This window comes from Pedobacter cryoconitis (assembly GCF_014207135.1).
GTDB lineage: Bacteria > Bacteroidota > Bacteroidia > Sphingobacteriales > Sphingobacteriaceae > Pedobacter > Pedobacter cryoconitis_D.
This window is the reverse complement of sequence record NZ_JACHCC010000001.1, coordinates 239,958-258,254: the sequence shown is the minus strand read 5'-3', so window position 1 is coordinate 258,254 and position 18,297 is coordinate 239,958. Positions and strand designations below refer to the sequence as shown.

Annotated in this window: 8 protein-coding genes; all 8 read right to left on the bottom strand. The window is 40.5% G+C overall.

What is annotated here, in order from left to right:
- Nucleotide 1: 1 nt before the first annotated feature.
- Genes HDF25_RS00950 through HDF25_RS00915 form a run of 8 tightly spaced genes read right to left on the bottom strand, consistent with a single transcriptional unit; the run spans nucleotide 2 to nucleotide 17,333 of the window.
- Nucleotides 2–1,276: a phthiocerol/phthiodiolone dimycocerosyl transferase family protein gene (locus tag HDF25_RS00950; RefSeq protein ID WP_184621840.1), complete on the bottom strand. Its 1,275-nt coding sequence runs from the start codon at nucleotides 1,274–1,276 to the stop codon at nucleotides 2–4.
- A gap of 4 nt (nucleotides 1,277–1,280) precedes the next feature.
- Nucleotides 1,281–2,558, bottom strand: a complete 1,278-nt coding sequence (locus tag HDF25_RS00945; RefSeq protein WP_184621838.1) for a condensation domain-containing protein — start codon at nucleotides 2,556–2,558, stop codon at nucleotides 1,281–1,283.
- 12 nt (nucleotides 2,559–2,570) lie between these two features.
- Nucleotides 2,571–3,776 carry a glycosyltransferase gene (locus tag HDF25_RS00940; RefSeq protein WP_184621836.1) on the bottom strand — a complete coding sequence of 402 codons (1,206 nt, stop codon included), beginning with the start codon at nucleotides 3,774–3,776 and terminating at the stop codon, nucleotides 2,571–2,573.
- 10 nt (nucleotides 3,777–3,786) lie between these two features.
- Entirely contained in the window at nucleotides 3,787–4,992 is a 1,206-nt protein-coding gene (locus HDF25_RS00935) for a nucleotide disphospho-sugar-binding domain-containing protein (RefSeq protein WP_184621834.1), read from the bottom strand.
- Between the two features lie 10 nt (nucleotides 4,993–5,002).
- Nucleotides 5,003–5,764: an alpha/beta fold hydrolase gene (locus HDF25_RS00930; RefSeq protein ID WP_184621833.1), complete on the bottom strand. Its 762-nt coding sequence runs from the start codon at nucleotides 5,762–5,764 to the stop codon at nucleotides 5,003–5,005.
- Nucleotides 5,746–6,054: an acyl carrier protein gene (locus HDF25_RS00925; RefSeq protein WP_184621831.1), complete on the bottom strand. Its 309-nt coding sequence runs from the start codon at nucleotides 6,052–6,054 to the stop codon at nucleotides 5,746–5,748. The genes HDF25_RS00930 and HDF25_RS00925 overlap by 19 nt, the downstream gene beginning before the upstream one ends.
- A complete protein-coding gene (locus HDF25_RS00920) occupies nucleotides 6,042–10,277 on the bottom strand; it encodes a type I polyketide synthase (RefSeq protein ID WP_184621829.1) in 4,236 nt (1,411 codons plus the stop codon). Before HDF25_RS00920 ends, HDF25_RS00925 begins: the two co-directional genes overlap by 13 nt.
- Before the next feature lie 21 nt (nucleotides 10,278–10,298).
- Entirely contained in the window at nucleotides 10,299–17,333 is a 7,035-nt protein-coding gene (locus tag HDF25_RS00915; RefSeq protein ID WP_184621827.1) for a type I polyketide synthase, read from the bottom strand.
- Nucleotides 17,334–18,297: the final 964 nt, after the last annotated feature.

Below are 18,297 nucleotides of genomic sequence, written 5' to 3'. Positions count from 1 at the left end.
ATCAGGCAACGGATAATTGTTTTAAATCATCAAATATTAAGTTCATTGCTTTTGTTTTAATCAGGGCGGCTTCCTCTTCTGTCATAAAGGTATCGTTAGACTGTAAAGTAAAATCCATCTGATCTTTAAAAGTACTGGTAACCAGTGTATTTGGATTACGCCATGGAAAAGCTACAGTCGGACTACAGATATGATCCACCACAAACGACTTGTAAGTCTCCGGGATTCTGAGTTTACCCATATTGGAAAGTGTCACATCATGTGTACCATCAGTCGCTTTTAAAAACCGGATCATTTTATTGGCCACCGCATGAAAATATTCACTCATCCACAATAATTCTTCTACTTTCAAGGCCTCTACTTTAGTCGTCAGCTCGGTTTTTAATGTCCTTGCTCTTGTCCAGAAATCTATATCGGCTTTCATATCAGTATCCAGTTCTACTATCGGTGCAAAAGCAAACATCGTATCATTTTTAATTTCAGGGATGAACCGCCTGATATCGACCGGACAAATTACTTTTCCATGCGCGCGCGCGCCCATCACTTGCTGAAAGGCATTCATAAACGCAATACACAATGTAGCATGCACTGTAGTTTTTTCCGCTTTGCTGAGTTCAATAAGTTTAGCCGTTTCTTCCTGATTGAGTCTCCAGTGCAGGAAATAATTATTACCTGCTGCCACCTTCCGCCGACTGGGTTTAAAATAAAAAAACACATTCCCCAGCAGGGAGAACATACGCGCCTTAAAAATTTTAGCCGATGAGGCAGAAAAAGAAGAAGGCAGCAGTTCTTTGACAGAATTGAAGGTTGCATAAGGAACAAGTTCAGTATCCGGTTCATCAAGCAGCAATAACATTTCCTGCATCAATGCTACTAAAGTAGAGCCATCGCAGATACAATGTGGGAGTACCCATAATAATTCGGATACTCCAGCTGATTTCAACCAGACTATTCTGGCCAGCGGTTCATCTTTCCCGTCAAAAAGTTGATCCAATTCTGATCTGGCTTCGGTTAGCCAGTCTTCATCACTTTCACGCCCGACCATACGTACCGGAATCTCTCTTATGTTTTCATTTAAAAGAAAATAAGGTCCTCCCTTTTGTTGATCATCAATACTCATCCGTAACAACGGATGTTTTTTTTGTATTTTCAAAAGTGCGGCGCGTAAAATATCCGGATCAATGGTTCCACTGATTTTTGCAGTAAAAACAACATTGACAGGTGTTAATGCATCTACATACATTATTCGTTCTCCAATAATCAACTTTCTTTTCATGATACTAAGCTGGTTCTAATCTGGTGATTAATTGTTCTTCAAGGATTGACATTAATTTATGTTGTATTGCCTGAGCATCTGCATAAGGTAAATAACCTTCGCTGCCTACCAGAGATAAACTCATCTGGCCACGGTAAGTCGAAATAACTAAGGAGGTTGTATTACCCAATGGACCAATAACAGAAGGACTATTGATCATTTCCAGTTCGAACGTATTATACTGGTAAGGAATGGTCAGATTACCCAGATTAGAAAACATGCAGTCATTACTTGATTTTCCATACTTCAGAAAACGGGTGAACTTCTCCAGTACCGGATGGGCATTTTCCAGCACCATCATCAGCAGATAAGGATTTAGTTTCTTCATTTTCTCTTTAATGTCTTTCTGTATAGCCTTTACATTACTGATAAAATCAAGTTTAGGATAGGCACTGACTACGAACATTAAACCAAAAGCAAAAATATGGTCCCTCTTTATTTTTGGATTAAACCTGCGGATATCAACCGGGCAGGAAACTTTATTATGCGCTTTATCCTTTCTGACTTCCTTGAAAGCCTGTAATAATGCTGTACAAAAAAACGTGTTTATAGTGACACCCGAATTTTTACAAAATCTGGAAAGGGCTGCCAGCTTATCTGAGTCAACAGACCACTGAATAAGATAATCGTTCTGCCTGTCTACAGCCTTTTTGTTAACAGGAATGATCCATAATGCCAGGGTTGCAACATAACCGATAAACCTGGCTTTCAAAACTTTCCTCTTATCTTCGAGAATATCAACAGGAACAATATCGGTCATCCCTTTAATAGGGGTCTCCTGACCAATATTAGCATCACCATCATCCAGCAATTCCAACAATGCCGCTAAAATAGACATCGCAGAACCACCATCACAAAGACAGTGATGAATGACCATCAGCAAATCAGAAACCCCACCTCCTTTAATCCATACGATACGCAACATAGGCCCCTTAGCAGTATCAAAAGGGGTTAACCATTCTCTAACTGTTTCTACTTCCTGGTCAGAATCACTATACCTTGGAATTACTCTTACAGGGATCCTGACCGGACGGTCTTTATCGACAGCAAACCAGGGACGGTTCGTCTCGTCATTTTCGATAAATGCATTCAATAAAGGATGCTTTTGCTGCAATCTGACCAGGGCATGATTTAATGCCGCAGCTGAAAAATCGCCACGGATCCTGACCGGGATTACGCTATTGAAAGGCGTATTCCCGTCGCCATGCAGCATTCTTTCCCCAAATAGTAATTTTCTTTTCATAATCCGCCGGTCTTAATTCTGTTTCTCCAGCAATTGTTCAGCTTCAGCAAAATCTTCCAGTAACTGCACCGCCTTATCATTTCCTCCGGCAGCAATAAAAGTTTCTTTTATTTTTAATGCGGCATGACGATACACTGGATTCTCCAGCAATTCAAAAACGCTGTTTTTTAAGTCCTCAATTTTCAGCCTTTTATAACGGATGCTAATCCCACAACCCGCACTTACAATCAGTTTTGCCGTATGAAAATGATCATAAGCAATCGGTGTAATCAACATCGGCAGGCCATTTGTAAACGTGTCATTAACTGTATTAAAACCGCCATGACAAATTACAGCATCCATATGCGGCATCAATTCTGATTGGGGAACAAAACCATTGACAATAAAATTATCTGGCCATTGCTCAAAAATATCCGGATTTGTAGCCGCAATAATAGTAACCGGTTCCTCTGCAAATGCATCGATCAGTTTCTGAAAAAATGCTTTTCTTATATCTACCAGTAAAGTCCCTAAGGAAACAAATACTTTAGGTGTCTTAGCTGCTGCCAGCCTCTCCCAGTCAAAAGCAGCATGGTTAGGTCTACCTTTCACTGGCCCGACAAATTTCATATGCGCAGGAGTTTCTTCAAACCCTGCAAAAGCCTGAGAGGTAAAAACCAGATTAAGCTTATTGGAATGGATATATATTTCCTCTTCGTACAGGCCTAGTTCTTCCTGCAAAGCTTTAATCAGTTGCTGCTGCCATTCAAAAATCTTAGGTGCACTATTCGCTGTATCTCCCATTACATCCGGAGGTACCGGCGTAGTTGTTACCGAAGGGATTCCCTTTAGCTTAGCACAAAGAGCCCCTGCAAAAGTGATACAGTCATTGACTATAACATCAGGTTTCCAGTCATCTACAAAATTACTCAGTCCCTTCATCATGATGCGTGCAAAAGGCACATAGGTCTCTTCCAGTGCCAGTTTCATGACTTCAGGGCCGGAACATGAAGGACCATCATCCTGACGTTTTAATATACGGCTGATTTCTTCCTGGTATTCCACTAGATCGGCCTCAGGATAAATAAACTCCCCTCCCTCTGGTATATGTTTGCTGTCAAGCGGTGTGATTCCCAACCATTTTACTTGATGCCCCCGGGCGATTAAACTGGATCCTATACTCAATGTAGGACTGATATGACCAAAAAAAGGTGGTACAACGAATAAAAATCTTGACATAATTCCTGTTTTAGCTATTTGATAATTCTAAAGGTTCATTGACACTAAACTTTTCCAGCAAAGTGGCAGCCATTTCTGTACCGCCTGCATCCAGAAAAGATTGTTTAATCTTCATTGCCGAAGCTTTAAAAACAGGGTCTTCCAGAATTTGCAGAACAGCCTCCAGAAGATGGTTAGCTTTGAAACGGTTAAAATTCAATCTTAACCCTGCACCAACCCGTACTACCCGGCCAGCTACATGTGACTGATCATAGGCAATTGGAATCACGACCATCGGTAGGCCATTGATCAAAGTTTCACAAACTGTATTATGACCTCCATGACAAACTACTGCGTCCAGGCTGGGCAACAATTCCAGTTGAGGAACCATACGCTGCACTATAAAATTATCAGGCCAGACGTCGAAAAGAGAAGGATCTGAAACCACTACTACAGTCATGTTTTGCTGACCAAAAGCTGCTATTACCTTTGCAAAAAAGTTCTTCTTATGCTCATGATCGAAAGTAGTTCCGATACTGACCAATATTTTTGGTCTGTTATTTTTATGTAATAAATCCCAGTTAAATTCAGTTTTTATAACCCTTCGGTTAATTACAGGTCCAACAAAATGATAATTTGGGGCTAATTCAAGTTCTCCAAAAAACTCCTTTGAAGTCAATACCATAGTCAGTAAACCTGAACAGGCTATCGAAGTTGATTTAGTAACTCCGAATTCCTCCTGTAAAGCAATAATCTGATTGACCTCCCACTCATGCACTTTGGGTAATTCATCCATTATTTTTATAGCTGCCGGTGCAGTTACTGAAGTTACATAAGGCAGTTTTTGATTTACCGCAGCTATAGCACCTGCAAACATCTGATGATCTGTAATTACCAGATCAGGTTTATACTTTTCCAGCCAGCCTGCAATACCTTCGTAACTATGACGGTTTAAAGGGATCAGGACCTCTTCATATAAAAATTTGATACTGTCAATACCATAAACAATCTTTTTGGTAATGATGTCAAGATATTGCTCACTATCCTGTTTCTGCTGATCACTTTCGTTATATCTGATAAGCAGCAATTCTCCACCTTCGGGCAATTTAGCTCCTAAATCAGGGTCAAGTGTAATCCAGCCCACCTGATGACCACGATGAATCAAAACGGCTCCCATACTTAAAGTGGGGTTAATATGACCGGTTAAAGGAGGCACTATAAATACAAACTTTGCCATTGCGATTTATTTAATTCTTAAAAAAACTGGAGACAATCTCCGCTATCATCACAGGTTCCTGAATCGGGATGTTGTGGTCTCCTTCCAGAGGGATTAAATCTGATCTATGGATCATTTTATTCAACTGTTTACCAGCTTGCAGGCAATTAGAGGATGCCCCGTACAACAATAACGTATCCTTCTTGACCGCATTAATTTCAGTCTCCTTAAAAAAACCACTCTCACGGATCATATCCTGTTTGATACTAGTCTGATAAAACAGGTATTCATACATCCGGTGGTTACGTTCCATCTGTCTTTTACCCATCTTCACTTTAGTTGTATCCGTAAAATTGGCTACATAATGTTCCAGGAATTCACGACTGTATTCTTCAATAATACCACGGGTACGGGCATCACTTGGGTCTGGGGCTTCTATAATAACCAGTTTCCTGAGTTTCTGAGGAAAACGCATCGCCATTTTCAAGGCTATCAGGCCACCGAAACTATAGCCGGCCAGATGCACTTTATCTAAATTAAGAACATCCATCAAAGCATAAAGATCATCGGTCATGCTGTCGAGATCATACCCATCCAGTACACGTTCACTCATCCCATGGCTTTTCAGATCGTACATCACGACATGAAAATGTTCTGCCAGTACTGGTGCAATATTGAAATAATAAACAGACAGGTTACTGAACATCCCATGAACAAGCAGTACAGTTTCTGCTGCACCCTTATTCAATTCCTGAATATGTACATCCCTGTTATTTACTTTGATGACTGGCATTCCTGTATATAATTGATGATCATTTCCAGATTTAAATTAATCAGCTGATCAAGATCCATAGCAGATAACCATCCTGTAAAATCTATCTGCTCACCAAAGTGTGCTTTTATCTTTTCAGAGAAGGAAACAATTTCTATACTATCCATTTCAAGGTCTTTAGTAAAAGAACTTTGAGGTGTAATATCCATTTCTTCCACAAATTCTTCCCCTATTACTTCAGTAATGAATTGTTTCATCAAACCAAAGATCTCGTCGTTATTCAATTTTGAAGTTTTTACTATTGCGTCCATCCGATTATATAATTATGGTGTTTAATGGTTTTTATAAATATGTCTTTGATTCGTAATTCTTCACCCCTGATCTCTTCTACAACATAAGCCTTAGGATTACCCTGTAAACCCTTTCCCAGGTATTTACCATAAGCTTCTTTCGCTGTCCAGAATCTGGTAGCCCATTCAGCTTTATCCAGTCCCTCTAATAAGGCCATCTCTGTATCTGCAAATGCCAGTTCAAAAAAGCCTGCGCTCCGTTCTTCGATAATCTCAATATCAATTCCAACAGGTCTGTAAAACTGGGCGATCCCTACGGCATCAGTTCCTTTATGTGCAATAGATATATGGATATCTGCTGTCTGACTTCCGTAGAGATAGGGTTTTTGCAATTCATCCGATTTCACCCCAAAAGTGATCGGATAACAGGCATGTTGTTTTTCATTGTGAAGCAGGTTTCTTACCGCATCTTTTACAGCCACCCGACTGATAATCCAGGTTTTACGCTTATTTGGCAACAATGAATTATGATGTTTTTTCTCCTCCTGGTCAAAATATCGTTTCAGAATAAAATCCCAGGAAACAACCCTTGAATAGGCATTGTGAAACATAAAAATACCAGGAGCGATTTCTTTTGACAGACGGTTGTGTAAAGGCGACATCGATACACTCCACAATGCATCATCTATTTCAAGCCTTCTGTTTTGCCAGCCAGAAATAATTGCCCAGATACGGTTATCACGTTTAATGATAAAATCACCAGTAGCAAATTCTTCGTTCATATCTGTCAGCATACAGGTACATTCAAACTCCCCATGCTGATCATTCATATCTTCAAAAAACTCTATTTCCTGTATTTTCACTGGAAAAGCAATTCGATCCTTAGTTAGAATCAGTTGCAGCCACAGTCCAAAAAGCTGCCCTGCATTATCCAGGAGCGAACCTTTTCCGGCAGCCCCAGTAATAACACCGGTGATCCCATTTTTGCCCACAGCTTTCAATGACTTTATTCCCTGATAACCTGGCCCATGGAACATATGATTCTCATAAATCTGTTCCGGACTCCGGTCTATATTCAGAATTTCACCTATATCAAACAGTCTTTGAGATGGAACTGCCAATTTTTCTGATAAAATAACTTCAGCATTTGCATAACGCTCCAGATTAAGATATACCCTTTGCTGGTCTTTCCATTCACCTGTTATGGTTTCACGGAAAGGCTTGATTACATTCATCCATTGAAATACTTTGATATTTAATATTTTCTGCACCTGCTCTCCAGATGACTGTTCTGCAGCAATCTCTCCAAACAATTCAAAAATCATTGTCATCGGAATTACCGGATCCATATCATCCACACAATGCCAGTCTTTGGGTTGTCTTAACAGTGCATGATCCCTTAAATAGGGACAGTTTTCTAATGTAATATCCAGCTGTTTTGAAAATGGAAAACGTTTAACCGGAGTTGAAACTGCTGGGATTATGGGATAATTCTGTGGTCTTAAAACTCTTGTTTTAAACAAATTTTGTATCTCGGTCTGGATTGCATTCATTTCCAGCATATTTTCATTAAATGCTCTCATCACAGGATCAGCCACATCCTGCAGTAAATTCTCAGTATATACAGCTGGTTGCGATTTGCCAGCCAGTTCTTTAAGCGTATCCAGCTGGGTAATCACAGGCAGACCAAGCTGAAGTTTAATCCCTTTACCTTCGATGATCTGACTGGTTCTCTTACTTCCCATAAAGGCCATTCCTGTTTCCTTCCCTTCAATGAACAAAGCAGCAATTACTCGCTGTAACTGAGTTATTCCCGACCTGATTGGTACATTTGAAGAAATCGTACTAAAGGTTTTTCCTTTAAGAGTATCATCAATAAAGCCGATCAAACCTCCGGATCCTATTTGTATAAATACCCTTGCTCCTTCCTCATATAACTTCTCTGTCAGCTCCCTGAAACGTACAGGTTTAATCAAATGCTCTGCACTCAATTGTCTGATCGCCTCAAAACCTTCAGGATAAAGCGCTAGAGTTGTAGCCGACCAAAGTGGAATAGTTGTTTTACGGAATTGCATATCACGCATACCCTCCAGGATAACTTCCAGTTTATCAGCAATAAAAGGAGAGTGAAATCCAGATTGAAAAGGAAGGATCTGATGAAAAATCTGCCTGGCCTTTAAAATAGGAGTCAGCTCCTCCAGAGCAGCCTTACTTCCACAAAGGATTACCTGCTGAGGGCAGTTATCATTAGACAGGTAGAGATTATTAATATCGGCAATAACTGGCAAAAGCTGTTCAATACCGCAGCCAACAGCGATAAACCTGGAATCTTTCAGTTCAAATGTCTCAGGATTCAGGACTTTAAGTAATTGTAATACTGAACTCTCTTCTGCAAGTTCAGAAGATCTTGCGGCAAGCCATTCTCCCAGACTATGTCCGGCATTCATATCAGGCCAGATTCCCAATTGTTTAAGTGCCTTATCCAGTACACTACTTTTATTCAGTGTTTTTAAGGCTTCATTTAACAATCCATCAGCTTCAACCTGATGATCGTCTTCCAGCTTAAAATAATCAGCTACACTTAAAACCTCACCACCAGCCAGTCCGTCGAGCCCGGGAAACACAAATGCTACTTTCCCACCATTACTGATCAGAGGGGTATTTGTATACCAGATATCTTGTTTATTACGCCATGGTGTATTTTTGGCAGCAATTTTAATAGCCTTTTTTATTCTTTCAGGTGTAGGATCAAATAACGCAATGCGATAATTTCCGTTGCCCGGGTTATAGTCATGATTTTCCAGAGCAGCTAACAGTTCTTCATGAGTTGCACGCGCAAGCAATAAAACCTCATCCCTCTTTGGCGTATTAAACCCTTCCAGAACTACGTGTGCATTGATCCCCCCAAAGCCAAAAGCATTTACCCCTGCAATTTTCGGTAAACCTGACGCTGTCCATCCCGAGGATTCCTGTACTGCAGCAAACCGTGTTTTTTCGAGTTGAGCTAATGGATTATCACAATGTAAAGTTGGAGGTAATATGTCATGGTACAACGCCAGACAGGTTTTAATCAACCCGGCAATTCCCGCAGCAGGCATAGCATGCCCTATATTCGATTTTACGCTTCCGATACCCGCTTTAGGGAGATCCGCGTTATAGCCAAAAAACCGGGTAAGTGTTTCAATTTCTGTCTTATCTCCTAATGGTGTACCTGTACCATGTGCTTCCACGTAACCGATAGTTCCCGGAGAAACATCAGCATTTTCCCAGGCCTGTTCAATCGCTCTGAGCTGACCTTTTACAGACGGGCTCATCACACTTGTTCCGCTACCATCACTGCTGACCCCTACTCCTTTAACTACTGCATAAATCCGGTCTTTATCCTGAATAGCATCTTCCAGCCGTTTTAAAACTACAAAACCGCAGCCCTCTCCGATAATCAGGCCGTCTGCCTGGTTATCAAATGGTTTTATCCTTTCCTGCTTTGATAAAGCACCTAAATTGGAGAATATACTCCAAAAGGCTGCATTCTGACCAACATGTACGCCTCCGGCAATAACCATATTGCAACGTCCGCTATTCAGCTCCTGTACTGCATGATCAATAGCTATCAACGAACTGGCACAGGCAGCATCAAGTGTAAAAGCGACTCCACCCAGGTTCAAGCGGTTTGCGACCAGTGAAGCTACCAGGTTTGGTATTAGTCCCATAGCTGTATCGGGGCCAAAACGCCCTTTACGCTTCTGGAATTCATGTTTTACTTTTTCTATATCTTCAGTTCCCAGATCAGGCAGCAGATCTTTCAATACAGCAGCGATCTGTTCTCCGGTTCTTACAATCTCAATTGCCCTGGTTGCTCCCGGACCGGCATAATTACCTTTTCCAATAATGATACCTGTCTTTTCCAGTGAGGTACCCTTATCAAATACACCGGCATCTTCGAGCGCTTTATAAACTAAATCGAGCGTAAGCAGATGATCAGGTTCTGTCCCTTCTACCGCTACCGGAAGTATACCGAAACGTTGAGGATCAAAATTATAATCAGGGATGAACCCGCCTCTGTTACAATAGAAACGATCTACGCCTGTAGTATTTTTATCAAAATGAACAGGATCGATACGGTCTACAGGTACAACCTGCGTGGAATCAACCTTATTGATTATATTTTTCCAGAACGTATCCAGGTCTCCCGCACCAGGGAAGACACAGGACATTCCAATTACAGCTACATCTGTTTTCTTCATAGAACCTAATATTTATATAGCCTACCAGTTATTCCCAGCCATAATCAGTACCTGGCTCTCTTTACCATATTTAAGTTCGTTTAAGAAAGTCTCCATACCGTCCTGCAAAGGGATCAATGCAATTCCTCTTCTTTCGTACTCTTTTTCAAGTGTGGGAGAAACCATACCAGCGCCCTTCCATGGCCCCCAGTTGATCGACATTACCTTTCCATTGATTTTCTCTTTCAAAGCCCATGCATACCTGTCCATTACACTATTTGCTGCTGCATAATCTGTTTGTCCACGATTGCCATAAACTGAGGCAATACTTGAAAAAAGAATCACAAACTGGGTCTCTGGTTTCAGCTTTTCAGCAAGTACTCTTAATGGAGTAACTTTAGTATCAAATACCCTTTCAAAAGATGCTGAAGTCTTACTATGGAATAATTTATCTTCTAATAAACCAGCTCCATGCACCACTCCGTCAATACGTCCGTAATCCTTATATACACGATCAACAAACTGACTCAAACCTTCTTCATCTCTTAAGTCCAGAGATTCATAAACTACTTTGGAACCACCATTTTCAAGCATGGCGATACTATTCAGAATCTGATTATTCTTGTAAATCCGGGCTGTTTCTTTTTCTAATTCTGCAGGTTTTTTAAATCCTCCCTGTTTAATCAGATAGCTTCTGATCTCATCTTTCGTTTTTAAAGATGAGGCAGTTCCATGGATCTCAGATTTTGGATCAGCCGACCGGCCAACAAGAATATAGGTACAAGGATAATCTTTCGCAAAATGAATCATCAGTTCAGCAGTAATTCCCTGTGCTCCTCCCAACACCAGTACAACTGCATCTTTATCCAGCTGAATATGAGAATCTTCCAATCCAGTAATCAGTTCAGCTGGGATCAGCTCCATAATCTGTCTCTGATTACCGTGATAAATGATTTCAGAAGGTTTATCAGGATTTAATATTTCATTTAGAGTGATGTCAGCGATAGCTTCGGCCGACATTTTAGTCTCCAGGCTCACAATCCTACATTTTGTATTATCGTACTCCCTGTCCAGGCTTTTGAAAAAGCCTGAATATCCTTGATAATGTCTTAAAAGCTCAATATCAGCATCCTCATTCAAGTAACATTTGGTATCTGAAATCAGATATACCCATTTGATCTTTTCAAAATCCAGCTGTTTAATCATCTCAAAATGATCTATAATACCAGGTTTTTTCTCACTGGCGAACATGTTCAATATGATAAGGCCCTCATAATTCTGCAAATCATCACCAGCCGAGACTATATTTACCGCAGCACCGTGTTTTTTAAACAGGCTCTTAATCTTCTGCGCCTGCCCATTACCATCATCAGTAACTGCAAAACGTTGTCCTTTAAGAATTGCAGCCTCAATATCTGACAATGCAGCAGGAGTGAGTTCAAACCGGAGTCTTGACAGCTTTTCCAGTACAGTGTTATCTGTAACACTTTCTTCTATTATTTTTTTAGCTTCAGTCAATACCTCATCAGTTTCTGACTCGATATCAGCAATCCAGTTCACCAGGCCATTCAATGTCTTAATTGCAGCCAGCTTTTCCATCAGATCGTCTTGCTGATCCTGTGCCTGACTAAAGCCAATTTTTAGTTTCAGTTCCCCGATGATCTCCATCCTTTTGATAGAATCAATACTCAGATCTGCTTCCAGGTCAAGATCCATACCCAGCATTTCTTCTGGATAACCCGTTTTTTCACTAACTACAGAAAGAATTGCTGCCTTCAGCTCTTCTGAAGAAAACTTAGGCTGGTTATTTTTTACTGTAACCTCTATATTAATGGTGGCAGATACATTATTACTTTCCGGTATTGCATTTTCACTGATCCAGTTCACCAGACCATTTAATGTCTTGATACCTGCCAGTTGTTCCATCACCGTATCCTCACTTTTATCGCTGCTAAAACCACCTAATTCTGTGCGCAGTGCACCTATAATTTCAAGGCGTTTAATAGAATCTATACTCAGATCAGCTTCCAGATCCATCTCCATACCCAGCATATCTTGCGGGTATCCGGTTTTATCACTTACAATCTGTAATAAAGTCAGTTTAACATCTTTTTGCACAGGTATCGCTTTAACCGCAGCCGGTTCTGAAATAACCTGCTGGACAGCCGGTATAAAATGATCAGCCTGAACTGATGGTTGTGCTAAAACTGGTTGTGGTACCGGCAATGGATTAGTGATCTGATTATTAAAAGGAATGTTTTGTCCTAAAAAGGTCAGCATCACATCGCGTTGTGCCTGTATTAACAACTTCATACTATTCAAATATTCCTGCATCATCTGCTCATTTGCAGATTGTACGGGCTGCACTGATTCTGAGCGTAATTCTTTATTTTTCATTTGTATAGGTTCTATAATAGGTAATGCCCCGTTTGAAGGTAGTTTCCCATTTGAAGGAATTGCATGCTGGCCATTCACAAACCAGACTGCGGGGCTTTTTTTATACAAGGAGGGTTCATCAAGATTTAATAACCTTGCACCACGGCCTTCAAATAATTTTTCTATATGGATCGTGTTTCCGGTAGACACATAGGTAGCCAGCATACACAAAAGATGAGTAAGCTTGTTCTGACCATTATCTTCTGCATGTAATATCAATTCATCCTTACCTAGACAGGCTTTCGTCAAACCGGATAAAACTTTACCTGGTCCTACTTCAATAAATATTCTGGCCCCATCTGCATACATCTGTTGCACCTGATCCACGAACTTAACTGGCTTGATTAAATGGTCTGTCAGTCTTTCTTTAATTTCTCTGGCCCCGACCGGGTACTCCTGTGCAGTGGTATTTGACCATACCGGCAATTCCAGATCATTAAACGTAACATTCTCCAGCACTTGTTGATAAAGCCCTTTGGACTTAGCAACAAGTGGACTATGAAATGCGCAGGCAACCTCCAGTTGTCTGAAAGAGATCCTGGCTTCCCTGAGTACTTCAGTCAAGTGTTGAATGGCAGGAGTTGAACCTGCCAGCACACTTTGCATAGGTGAATTATAATTTACGATATAGACATCATTTAAATCTGCTATAACTTTAAGTAAATCTTCCTGTTTTGCATTTACAGCTACCATAGCACCAGTATCCCCATCTTCAACAGCTTCCAGAATAGCAATTGCTCTTGCCGCACTCAGAGCAACAAGCTGATCTTCTGCAAATGCACCGGCAAAACACAGCGCTGGTAACTCTCCATAACTATGCCCGGCTACCATATCTGGAACAATCCCTAATGTTCTCAAAAAATTAGCTATTGCCAGGTCCACAATTCCCAGTAAAGGCTGGGCCATACGGGTATCTTTAATATTCTCTTTTTGCTTGTTTAGTGATGCAGCATTAAAAACTGCATTTGGGAATAACACCTTTTCGTAATGTGGTAAATCCTTTAATAAATCACGCATTTCAGGGAAGATGACAAAAAGATCTCTTGCCATATTAATGCGCTGACTACCTTGTCCGGGAAACATAAAGGCTACTTTACCCTCTCTTTTCTTAAGTGCATAGGTATCTTTACTTTCTATACCGGAAAGTGTAAGTTCAACCTTCATAATCAAGTCTTCAGGCCTGTCGGCAACGATACATAACTGTATTGGCTTATCGTTGACCATGGCCAGACTATAGGCTATATCTTTTAAATCTATCTGTGCATTACTATCTAATAATGTTTTTACTGCTGTTAATTTAGATTTAGCTTCTTCATAATTATCCCCTCTGAATACAAAGAGTTCTGAAGGCCATGATCTCAAAGCCGAAAAAGAAGGGTTTGCTGTATGATCACTTTCAATTACAGCATGAAAGTTAGTTCCGCCAAAACCAAATGCACTGACACCGGCATAACGTTTTTCGTCCATCCATAATCCTGCTTCAGTATGAAATGCGAAAGGACTTGTTGCCGAATTATAATAACTATTTGGATTTTTCAAATGTATAGTTGGTGGTTTGACACCATGATAAACAGCCAGTGAAGCCTTAATCAAGCCTGCTAAACCTGCAGCACATTTTGTATGTCCTATCTGTGTTTTTACTGAACCCAGATGAGCTTGTCCGGCGATAGCACCAGCTTGTATAAACTTGTCTGTTAAAGCACTCAGTTCTGTTTTATCACCAACCACTGTTCCTGTTCCGTGTGCTTCAACAAGTCCAACTACAGATGGTGTGATACCCGCCTGATCATAAGCGCGTTCCAGTGCCTGAACCTGTCCATTTTTACGTGGTGCAGTCAAACCTAAACTTTTACCATCACTAGAACCACCAACGCCTTTAATGACTGAATAAATCCGGTCTCCGTCTCTAAGAGCATCATCATATCTTTTTAGGACAATCATAGCTATGCCTTCACCCAGGGCAATCCCATCTGCATCACCATCAAAAGTTGCACATCTGCCTTTACGTGACAAGGCATGAGTACTTGAAAACATCAGATAGTCATTGATTCCGTTATGCAAATCAGCACCACCAGCAAGCACCATATCTGATTTTCCCAGGAATAATTCCTGACAAGCCAGATCAACAGCTGCCAGTGACGAAGCACAGGCCGCATCTACAGTAAAGTTTCGCCCACCCAGATTCAGTCTGTTAGCTACTCTTCCTGAAATTACGTTGGCAAGGATACCTGGGAAAGAGTCTTCAGTCATTTTTGGCAAAGCCTGATCTATCTCCTCGGGCATTTCTCCAAATACCTGTTTATAAAAACATCTGAATCCATAACTATTTGCCAGGTCATTACCACCTTCGGCACCGATAATTACAGATACATTTTCCTGATCAAAACCGCCATCCTGATAACCCGCATTTTCCATTGCCTGTTTAGCTACCATCAGCGTCAATAACTGCGTAGGTTCTATAGCTGCCAATGACTGAGGAGGTATACCAAACTCAAGCGGATCAAAATCTATTCTTGGAATAAATCCACCCCATTTAGAATGGGACATATCCCCTGCTGTAGAAGCCGGGTCATAATATAACTCTTTATTCCAGCGTTCGTCCGGAACTTCTGTAACAGAATCTTTTCCCAGAATAATATTACGCCAGTATTCTTCAATATTCTTAGCCCCCGGAAAAATACATGCCATCCCCACAATAGCAACATCAAGTGGTTTTCCCACTTTCTGTGGTGGCGTCGAAAGTACTGCATCCCGGATATACCGGAAGTTACCTTCTGCGACATCCTGGTGCAACTCGAGTACTGAGACTACCTGATGACGCATAGCAGCCACCTGGCCAATCATATACATGCCCAGCGTGAGCTGTTCCTCTTCGTTTATGGTGACCAGCTTATCTCCTCTGCGTTCTATACCTTTTGCAGCAATACGTAAACGACCGACATTAAGTGTTTCCAGTTTTGCCCATATTTCTTTTTTATCAATTCCTGACTGCTGAAGTTTTTCTTTCTCTTCTGTAAAGAAGTCAGAAAACTGAGATTTAAGGCATCTGGTTTCATGTCCCGGAGCCGTTTCCAGTAAGATCGTGTCACTAGCCTTCAGAGCCTGTTCCTGGAACTTATCCTGAATAGCTCCTGTAGTTACCGCTTCGGTTGTGTATAAATAGGCAGTTCCCATCAATACACCTACTTTCATTCCCTTTGCAGCCAATGGTGCTGCCATCACTGCAATAAAAGCAGATGAAAAGGCATCGTGGATACCTCCTGCAAAAAACACACTGATCTGCTCCGGATTATCTTCTTTTAATAAACGTTCAATCTGTTTCTCCCAAAGGACCAAACTGGATAACGGACCAACGTGTCCTCCACATTCCCTCCCTTCAAATACAAATCTTTTCGCTCCTTCTTTCAGGAACATATCTAAAAGAGACGCAGAAGGTACATGAAGGAATGTTTTTATCCCAACCTTTTCCAGAGGTTTAGCCTGTGAAGGGCGACCACCTGCAATCAGCACTACCGGAGGTTTTTCCTCCAGAATATACTGCATCTGCTCATCCCGCAGCTCCTGCGGAGCAAAACCAAGAATTCCTACCCCCCAGGTTTTGGTTCCTGCCAGTCGTTTTGTTTCTTTGATCAGTTCTTTTGCTGTATCTCCTTTTAATAAAGATAATGCAATAAAAGATAAGCCACCTGCTCCGGATACTGCATCAGCGAACCGGGCAACATCACTTACCCTGGTCATCGGGCCCTGTGCAATAGGGTAAACCAGGTTCAGCTCTTTAGCCAAAGGATTTTTCGGGCTGATCACATTTAAAGACTTTGCCTGATTAAGGTGCCCGTAGATAGCTTCTTCAAGCCCAAATACTAATTTATCTAACTTCTTATATCTGTTATAAAGGTCTGAGGATAAAGTGATATCCTGACCTAAAGGCAAATAACTCGTTTCCAGATCAAAATCAGTGAAATACGAGGTAAGTGTTGAATAAGTAATAGCATGTGCAATTACCGGCGAATTTGGTCTTGATAAAATCCGGCAGTTGTCAATCAGCTTTGTCTCCGTTCCACTCAATCTGGAGCACATCTCTTTAATTGACTTAGGCGCACTACATTCTGGGAATAAAGCCAGTTGACTATCCAATATTATTCCAGCTGCTCCCTGCGCTAATACTGCTGCTGCTGTATGTATACCAATTCCACCCTGTACCCAGACCGGGATATCTTTAACTTCCTGTATAATTCGTTGAAATAAAACAAAAGAAGATTCTTGTGCCACCTTACCGGCTCCTTCATTCCCTTTAACAATGATACCATCAGCTCCTTCAGCCTTTGCCTTCTTTGCAGATTGCAGGTCATAGACCTGATAAATCATTTTAACCTTTGGTTTACATTTAAATTTCATACCATATGGTATGATCACTAAACTCACCTGTTCAGGAAGAGCAATTGCTGTAAAATTATCAGTAGGAAAACAAATTCCAAAATCTGCGACATCACTTTGTACTAATTTATTAATAGCGCTCAGAGCCTCAGGCTCTAGATATCCGGCATTTAATACAGAAAAAAAACCTGCATGATTTAAGGCAATTGCAAGTGCAGCATCTGGTTTCTCGAATGGGGTGATTCCAATTATCTTAAGATTTTCCATATTATTAGGTAGATAAAATATTAAACTTTATAGATATTACTCTGTCAAAATCATCAATTACAAAATAGAACAGCACGTCAAAAAAAACTTTTTATCAAAACTCAAAAAAATGAGTACTATGCTATTATTTTAGCTAAATCGAAAAATATCAATCAATACAGACTTTAATTCTTCCTTAAAAACAAAATTACAACTCTATCCAGAGCTTTCTATCCCGGCAATAGGAATGAACAAAAAGAATAAAACAGGCGTAATTATTTCACAAAAAAATAACACGAAAGAAATAAAAACTAAAAAAAAAGAGAAACCATAATAAAATGAAATCGGCTGAAATAGCCATACGAACGCATAAATAACCTGTCTTTTTATAGCTGTAGCGTATGGCCGAAGCCTAGAAACCACAATCACAAAACGAAACAAACAACTATCCAACAACACTTTAACTCCAAAAACAGATACCATAATATTTATAAAATCTCTTTTTTATCAGGTACTGAAATGAAGGCCTGTCGAATGGGTCTGGATACTGTTTTGTTCGGACTTCGTTCGGAGATTGTTCGGAGATTGTTCGAACTTGATTCGAAGATTCTTCGAACGCTACTGGAAAAAGTCTGAACAACATCAGAATCATTTACCTGTCAGGGTACTCCCAGAGTTTAATTGAATCTTTGAACAGATCCAGTGGAGATAATCAGCCGGACATAGAATATGGTATTTGGGGCTTGCATGCCACTACATATCCTTTGTAAAACTCAGCATAAAGGTAGAAGCAGTTTGATGATAAAACTGCTTCTTTAAAAAGGTGCAAATATTTTCAGAAGGGAGGCGAATGAGGAGCCTTCTTTTTCGACAAAGGGTATTGTCCGGACTATGATGACCAAGGCCTTATAACTTCATTAGAAGTTAAGGATTTCCAGTACAATATTAAATTTAACTCAGGTTAATGTACAATTGGTAAAAATGA

Bases quoted from the DNA above. Each gene is read 5' to 3' on its own strand.
- HDF25_RS00930 (WP_184621833.1), bottom strand. From the start codon at position 5,764: ATGCCAGTCATCAAAGTAAATAACAGGGATGTACATATTCAGGAATTG.
- HDF25_RS00945 (WP_184621838.1), bottom strand. From the start codon at position 2,558: ATGAAAAGAAAATTACTATTTGGGGAAAGAATGCTGCATGGCGACGGG.
- HDF25_RS00925 (WP_184621831.1), bottom strand. From the start codon at position 6,054: ATGGACGCAATAGTAAAAACTTCAAAATTGAATAACGACGAGATCTTT.
- HDF25_RS00915 (WP_184621827.1), bottom strand. From the start codon at position 17,333: ATGGAAAATCTTAAGATAATTGGAATCACCCCATTCGAGAAACCAGAT.
- HDF25_RS00935 (WP_184621834.1), bottom strand. From the start codon at position 4,992: ATGGCAAAGTTTGTATTTATAGTGCCTCCTTTAACCGGTCATATTAAC.
- HDF25_RS00950 (WP_184621840.1), bottom strand. From the start codon at position 1,276: ATGAAAAGAAAGTTGATTATTGGAGAACGAATAATGTATGTAGATGCA.
- HDF25_RS00940 (WP_184621836.1), bottom strand. From the start codon at position 3,776: ATGTCAAGATTTTTATTCGTTGTACCACCTTTTTTTGGTCATATCAGT.
- HDF25_RS00920 (WP_184621829.1), bottom strand. From the start codon at position 10,277: ATGAAGAAAACAGATGTAGCTGTAATTGGAATGTCCTGTGTCTTCCCT.